Source organism: Candidatus Cloacimonadota bacterium, from assembly GCA_020532355.1.
Lineage (GTDB): Bacteria > Cloacimonadota > Cloacimonadia > Cloacimonadales > Cloacimonadaceae > UBA5456.
Genome location: JAJBBD010000258.1, coordinates 1 through 7,665, shown reverse-complemented (window position 1 = coordinate 7,665; position 7,665 = coordinate 1). Strand labels below are relative to the sequence as shown.

Annotated in this window: 7 protein-coding genes; all 7 read left to right on the top strand. The window is 40.6% G+C overall.

The annotated features are described in order from the left end of the window. Nucleotides 1-320: 320 nt before the first annotated feature. The 7 genes from htpX to LHW48_08950 all read left to right on the top strand — a co-directional run bounded on the left by htpX (nucleotide 321) and on the right by LHW48_08950 (nucleotide 7,525). A complete protein-coding gene (gene htpX, locus LHW48_08980; protein ID MCB5260583.1) occupies nucleotides 321-1,193 on the top strand; it encodes a protease HtpX in 873 nt (290 codons plus the stop codon). Further along, the gene (gene rlmD / locus LHW48_08975) at nucleotides 1,190-2,512 is read left to right on the top strand and encodes a 23S rRNA (uracil(1939)-C(5))-methyltransferase RlmD (protein ID MCB5260582.1); all 1,323 of its coding nucleotides are present in this window, start codon (nucleotides 1,190-1,192) and stop codon (nucleotides 2,510-2,512) included. The genes htpX and rlmD overlap by 4 nt, the downstream gene beginning before the upstream one ends. Continuing rightward, nucleotides 2,509-2,994, top strand: coding sequence for a hypothetical protein (locus LHW48_08970; protein ID MCB5260581.1), 486 nt, complete (start codon nucleotides 2,509-2,511; stop codon nucleotides 2,992-2,994). The genes rlmD and LHW48_08970 overlap by 4 nt, the downstream gene beginning before the upstream one ends. A gap of 67 nt (nucleotides 2,995-3,061) precedes the next feature. Further along, complete coding sequence (locus tag LHW48_08965) at nucleotides 3,062-4,204, top strand: efflux RND transporter periplasmic adaptor subunit (GenBank protein MCB5260580.1); 1,143 nt, start codon at nucleotides 3,062-3,064, stop codon at nucleotides 4,202-4,204. A gap of 22 nt (nucleotides 4,205-4,226) precedes the next feature. Beyond that, nucleotides 4,227-5,237 (top strand): ATP-binding cassette domain-containing protein, encoded by a 1,011-nt coding sequence (locus tag LHW48_08960; GenBank protein MCB5260579.1) that lies wholly within the window; start codon nucleotides 4,227-4,229, stop codon nucleotides 5,235-5,237. After that, entirely contained in the window at nucleotides 5,234-5,956 is a 723-nt protein-coding gene (locus tag LHW48_08955) for an ABC transporter permease (GenBank protein ID MCB5260578.1), read from the top strand. The genes LHW48_08960 and LHW48_08955 overlap by 4 nt, the downstream gene beginning before the upstream one ends. Next, nucleotides 5,957-7,525 carry a Gldg family protein gene (locus LHW48_08950; protein ID MCB5260577.1) on the top strand — a complete coding sequence of 523 codons (1,569 nt, stop codon included), beginning with the start codon at nucleotides 5,957-5,959 and terminating at the stop codon, nucleotides 7,523-7,525. Nucleotides 7,526-7,665: the final 140 nt, after the last annotated feature.

Here is a 7,665-nt window from a genome sequence, read left to right as displayed (position 1 = left end):
TTTTTATGCATGAGATCTCGGTTTGGTGGGCTTTTTCTGGTCGTAGCCATGCCCACCTACCACCATTGTAGGATAAGACTCCGCCCCATGCACCGATTATTCAAAGGTCTTATATGTATAATCGACATAAATAATAACTTGTCCCTATAAATTTCAACCTTATGGTATGAAACCCTGATCTACACACAGAAGATTTGTCTATTTCGCCAAGTATTTGACCAATAATTTGCCTTGATAAATTCTGCTTAGGCAAATGATTTTTTCCTTGCCATCTTTGATAGTGTTTTAGATTATGTTTTTTTAACCGAATGGAGGATAAAATGAAAGGATTGAAGCGCATTGGATTCTACCTCTTACTAAACCTTTTAGTAGTTTCAATGTTGACCATAATACTCGCCTTCGTGCCGATGCCCGAAAGTCAGATGTATACGCTTTTGATAATCTGTGTTATATTTGGCTTTGCCGGATCTCTTATCTCATTGGCTCTCAGCAAATTCATAGCAAAGAAAGCATACAAGATTCAACTCATTGATGCTGGTGTGCAAAATCCCCAAGCAAGATTTGTATATAACGCCGTGGCGGCACTTGCCAGAGAAGCAGGAGTCAAAACTCCGGAAGTGGGAATCTATCCATCGAAAGACGTGAATGCCTTTGCCACTGGAGCTTCTCGTAATCGCTCTCTTATCGCCTTCTCATCCGGATTACTTCAAGTTCTTTCCGAAGAAGAAATAGCGGCTGTAGCAGCACATGAAATGACGCATATTGCTGAGGGAGACATGGTGTCTATGACTCTGGTGATGGGTTTGATAAATACCTTTGTAATGTTTGGAGCACGTATTGTGGCAACTATTTTGGATTCTGCCCTGAGAGATAATCGGGGCAAAGGTGGTTTGGGCTTTTTTGGATACTATCTGATGGTAATTCTTTTACAAAATGTTTTGATGTTTTTGGCAATGATCCCTGCATCATATTATTCGAGATACCGAGAATACCGTGCCGACCGAGGAGCAGCCGAGCTTACCAATCCGGCAGATATGATATCTGCCTTAGAACAAATCGATAGATATTACAGCACAGAAAAGCGTCAGGACAGTTTTGCAATGGCGAAAATCAACAGCAAGAGGAAAGCTTCGCTCTTTGCCACTCATCCCTCTGTTACTGATAGGATTGAACGCCTGAGGAACCTGATATGATTTTAGAAAAACTTAAGATCGAGAAGATTGCTATGGGTGGCATGGGAATTGGTTTTTATATGGGAAAAGCCATCTTTGTGGCAAACACGGCAATCGGAGATCTGGTGGATGCTGAGATCTACATCAACAAAAAAGACCATGCTTTTGCCAAGGCACTTCAGTTTTCCGAACGGGGAGAAGGAGTAATAGATGCTCCCTGCGAGGCATTTAAGGCGGAAGAACCTTGCGGTGGCTGCGATTGGTTGATGTTAGATTATCCTACCCAATTACGCTATAAAAAAATGCTATTGCAAGAACTCTTTAAAGAGCATTTAACAGTTTTTAACGGCATAGAGCAATCCGAACTGAAAAAACATTACCGGAATAAGGTATTTATGCCCGTAGCTAAAGATGGATATGGAATATACGCTCGCTACAGCCACAGTATTGTCCGGCATGAACAGTGTCAAAATCATCCTCCCGTATTCGATGAAATTGCCAAACAAGTAATGGAGCTATGTAATAAAGCAAACGTAGAAGCTTATGATGAAGTGAATCATAGCGGATGTTTGCGTCATATCGGAATACGCTGCAATGGTGATCTAAGCGAAATACTTCTCATCCTGGTATGTCGTACAGCTCGCTTACCCTTTTCGCAAACAATAGTAAGGGGTATTTGTGCCAAATTTCCCCAGATTATCGGCATCATTCAAAATATCAATCGTGAAAAAACGAATGTGATATTAGGCGCAGAAGAGAAAACCCTTTTTGGCAGAAACTACTTGAGCGATACTCTTGCCAATATTAGCTATGAAATAAACTATCGAAGTTTCTGGCAAATCAACCTTGGGACTACACAGAAAATACTTTGTGCAATGCGAGCTAAGATGAAACCCCATTTTAAGGTGATAGATGCTTATTGCGGAATAGGTAGCTTGGGTTTGAGTCTGGCTACAGAGATTTCCGAGCTGATAGGTATTGACGAAGTCCCCGAAGCAGTTAGCGATGCACGAAGAAATGCAGAAAACAACGGTTTCGATAATGCTAACTTTATCTGTGGCAAGTTTGAGCAGCAATTTGGTATCTTGCTTTCAAGTTTTAACGCCGATTGCATCATCCTTGATCCCCCTCGTAGCGGTGTTCAGGAAAGCGCTTTATGGTCTATTCGCAAAGCCCAGATACCTTTGGTTTTGTATCTAAGTTGCTCTCCAATGAGCTTGGCACGAGATCTAAAGATATTGATGCACGATAACAGTTACAAATTATGCAGCCTTAGCGGATTTGATATGTTTCCCAATACTTGGCATATAGAAACTTTGGCTGTTCTTGAGCGAACATGAGAAAAGCTTTGCTATTGGGCTTGAGTCTGCTTTGTTTACTCATCCTAAGTTGCGATTTTGATGATGCAGAATCTCTGGCTCAAAAAGAGATACGCGATATTCTCTATGATGTTTCACTGGATTTTAATCTTGGTAATGTACAAGGATTAATGGATCATGTGCATCAAGACTATTTGCATAAGGGTGAAATAACTTTGCATCTTAATAATGAAATCTTAGATAGACTGGCGCGTTTTCAACTCTTGGAAATTGAAGTGCTATATATAGAAATATCCGGTGATTATGCGGTTGCACATACTAGGGATCATTACCAATCGGACATTGAAAGCGTTACTTTTAATGAACCTGAAGATCATGGGTACTTTTCATTCTTTCACCGTAGTAAAGGAAGCTGGCTAATCTATGGCGATCATAAATGGGTAAAGCAGAATTGGCGGAGACCAAAGATCACTTCTGTGCAAGGAGATATTGAGGCTTTTTGATTGACATTTTCGCTATATCGAAATGCTTGGCAATTATATGTTTTAATTTGGCAAGAAGAGAGGAATTATGCGCAAGAAATGGATTGTAATAGCCATAATCATCATCATAGTAGTGCTTTTAGTCGGTTACAACGCATGTAAGAAAAAAGCCACGGCGCCAACACCGGATCAAAGCCCAAATATCGATACCTACACCGTAAGCTACGGCAATATTGAGAATAATATCGAGATTACCGGAGAAGTGCAGCCGCAAAGTATTGTTTCCCAAAAATCAAGAGTTTCGGGCAAGGTAGTTAAATTCTATGTTGATGAAAACGATAAGGTAAATAAAGGTGATATCATTGCTGATATCGAACCGGATTACAATCAGGCAAATACGCTCTTCAGTACCAAGGCGGCTTTGCAACGAGCAGAATTGAACCTTAGACAAGCGCAGAAAGATTTTGACGATAAAACTCTGCTTTTAGAGAAAAACTATATTCCTCAAACCGAATTCGACAGTGCTAGAGATGCTCTACAAGAAGCTCAAATTCAATTTGCCCAAGCCAGTAGCCAATATGAGATGATTCGCGATCTGGACGTTCCCGGAACGGTGATCCATATGTATGCAACCGCTTCCGGAACCGTTATCGAACGCAAGATAAATGAAGGTGAAATGGTAACTTCCAGTATCACTTCATTTGGCGAAGGCACTGTGGTAATGCAGATAGCCGATCTCAGTAAGATGATTGTAAGCTCAAACATTAACGAGATAGACATCGTTAAATTTAAGGTGGGGCAGGAAGCTACAATAAAACTAGATGCCATGCCCTACGACGAATTTGGTGGAAAAATAATTAAGATTGCTGCCAAAGCAGTAACAATCAACAGTGCCAAAGTGTTCCCTGTAGAAATAAGCATCAATGCCAGCGGTGAAAAAGCTAAACCTGGTATGACTGCCGAGATTAGTATCGCTGGCGATACACGAGAAAATGTGCTTATTATACCAATTGGAGCAGTTTTTGCAGATGATAAGAATCAGGACGTCGTTTATATGGCGCCCAAAGATGAATCGGATACCGATCAATCAGCAAAGTCTCAGGCAGTATCAATACCAGTTAAGCTTGGGAGCAATGATTTTCAGATGGTAGAGGTAATCTCTGGATTGGAAGAAAATGACGTGATTATGCTGTCTGAACCTGTCACGAAACCAACAATGCCCTTTATGTAGTGGGCTGGAGTAACAAGTATTGATGATAGAAATAAAGAACCTTAATCGGTCTTTCGGCAGTTTGCGTGCCGTAAACGATATCAGTTTCTGCATAAATAGCGGAAGCATCACCGGCTTCTTGGGCCCTAATGGGGCGGGGAAAACTACAACCCTCCGCATGATGGTGGGCTATTTACAGCCAGATAGTGGAACCATTAGCATTGATGGCATATCCATATTCGAAAACCCCATCCTGACTAGTGCTAAAATTGGCTACCTTCCCGAACATAATCCCCTATATGAAGATATGCTGGTAATGGAGATTCTTAAATATGTGGCAGATCTGCGAAATATGCCTACAAGAACCTTCACTGAACGCCAAAACTTCGTAGTTTCAAACTGCGGTCTCAAGCAGGTGCTCACCCAAAGGATAGGCACCCTATCCAAAGGCTATAAGCAAAGAGTAGGGCTAGCTACTGCCATGCTTCACGATCCAGAAATACTCATCCTGGATGAACCAACCAGCGGTTTAGATCCAAATCAGATCATAGAAATACGAGAGCTCATTCGCACTTTGGGCAAAGAGAAAACGGTCATCCTATCCTCTCATATCATGCAAGAAGTTCAAGCACTTTGCGATCGCGTTATTATTATAAATAAGGGTCAGATAGTGGTAGATGACGAAATTGGCAGTCTAAATAGTTATCTTGATGATTATAGTGTTTTGTATCTGGAGCTTGATGGCAACAACATAGATATGAGTGAATTTATCTCTTTGTATCCGGATGTTGAGCAGCTGAGTTATAGCAACAATGACTCACACTGTCAGTTCCAGTTTAGAATTTCCCAGAACAAAGATATAGTGCCAGATCTTTCTCGTTTTGTAAGAGAAAAAGGCTGGCTAATTATCAGCCTATATACCAAAGAAAGAAGCCTGGAAGAGATTTTCCACAACCTCACCGGAGTAGAGTTTGAACCGCAAGTAAAGCATCTTGAACAGCTTGATGCAAAAGAATCCAGCCATCATGAAAACAGCAGAGAGGATGAAGCATGAGAGTAATCTGGATAATTGCCAAAAAAGAGTATCAGTTAGCTATGCGCTCCATAACCTCATACATAATATTTGTACTGTTTCTCATTCTTAGCGGGTCTGCTTTTGCCACCACAGTTTTTAAGATTGGACTTGCTGAGTTAAGAGGGCTCTACAATATTCAGCATATCCTTTTTGTGTTCTTCATTCCGGCAATCACAATGGGTAGTATTGCTAAAGAGCGTAGTAGCGGAACTATAGAAATCTTTAGCACTTTACCCATCCGGCTTTATCACATTGTATGGGGAAAAATCTTAGCCTCTGCTCTACAGCTTCTAACTTTGTTGATCTTCAACATCATCCCTTTTTTCGTTATTGCACTTTTGGGGCAGAATGTGGATTATGGTGCAATTGGGTTAGGCTTTTTCGGCATCTTTTTGGCAGGTTGTGCCTATATATCGATCGGGATTTATGCCAGCAGTATACCCTCAAACCAGGTTTTGGCTTTTGTATTAGCATTTCTAGTATCGGGTTTCTTTTTCATAATTCGCTATTTACTAGGCTTTATTCCACTATCTATAGTTCGTTACTTTCAATACTTTTCATTCGATCACCATTTAACCAACATGATGAAAGGCGTATTAGATATACGAGATTTGTTATTTTTTGTAGCCGTAATATTTATTTTTGCCATATTGGCGGAATTCAACCTTCAATCCAAGAACCTGATGCAGGAGCGATAGATGAAAAAGAGTTTGGGCATAATCGGCTCACATCTAGCTGGATTTGGCATCATTGTAGCGATACTCATGTTAAGTTCATTTATCAACATTCGGCTGGATGTTTCTAAGGACAACGCTTACAGTCTTAGTAAAATCAGTAAGGAACTGGTGCGTAACCTAGAAGACATAATGGTGGTTAAGATTATTGCCTCAAATGATTTACCGGCAGAATTGAACTCCCTAGAACGATATGTGAAAGACCTTTTGGTTGAGTATCAAAACGCAGGAGGGAATAAGTTTCGCTTTGAAAGGGTTCAAAGCTCCAGCCGCGAAGAACTATATCAGCTTGCACAAGGTAGCAGGCTTTCTCCAATGCGGTTTAGAATATACGAAAACGACCAAATAACCACCAAAGAGGTAGTCTTTGGTTTAGCATTTGAGTATCGTGGCAAAGTAGAGCCATTAAATCTCTTACCCAAAATAGAGCCCAAACTGGAATATGAAATGACCATGCGCATACAGTCATTGATTTCGCAAAACATGCCCAAGGTAGCGGTTTTCAGAGATTCTACTTATTATGATTTTGATACTCGCACATTCGAACGTAACCTTAAATCCAACTTCATCATAGCTTCGGCAAATCTTGCTGAGCCCATAAACGGCATAGATGTATTACTCTTTACCGGAAGCAGCAGAAATTTACCCGAAAAGTATCTCTATAACTTAGACCAATTTGTGATGAAGGGTGGAAAAGTCGTTTTTCTACAAGATAGAATTGATACTGACGGTAGCAACCTTTATTCACTTAATACTAATTTCATCCAAATGCTCGAGCATTACGGATTTGCGCTTTCAGAAGATGTGCTATTAGACATGAGATGTGACCGCAGGCAAATGGGCATTGGTACAATCGCAAACTTCCCCATGTATCCAATTATGCAGGGATCTTCTCATCCCATATCTAAGAACATGGATAACATTGTGTTATACCTTACAAACGGCATAAGTTTTGCCCATCAAGCCGAAACTAAATTCGAAACTATTCTCTCAAGCTCGGCAAACTCCGGATGGATGTATGCCCCAGAATTCCAGTTTAATACGGATATCTTTTACAATCCCGAGTTAGAAGATTTTAGCGCAGGACCGGTTGTTACTGCCGCTTCCGCATCAGGAAATATGACAAGTTATTTTCAAAACACTGCTCTTGCTGCAAATGACCCCTCTTTTATCTCCGAAACTAAGGAATCTAATCTTGTTCTTTTTGCCGATAAGGAATTAGTAATTGAACCCGATAACCCGACATACGCAGAACGCTCAAATATTGTGCTGAACGCCATTGATCACCTCATCGGACGGGAATCTATGATTCATATCCGCAACAGACACCTTGCGTTATCCACCTTAGATCTTATAGGTTTTATGCAAAAATACAACCTTACCTGGGATGAACCTCAAATTGTCAGCGATCGCATCAAACTAATCGTTAAAATTGTTGTAATCGCTTTAGCCCCTCTAATACTAATCGCTTCCGGATTGTGGGTAGCATTCCGGCGTAAAATGATCCTAAAGGCTATACATGAAAAAATCTAAACTTATACTTATCCTAATCCTCTTAGTTTTAGTAGCTCTATATCTGGTACTTAGATCCAGAGATTCAGGCCGTAACCGGGTGCCATTGATGAATATACAAGCCGATTTGGTCGACCATATAGAAATTTGGGATAGCGTTA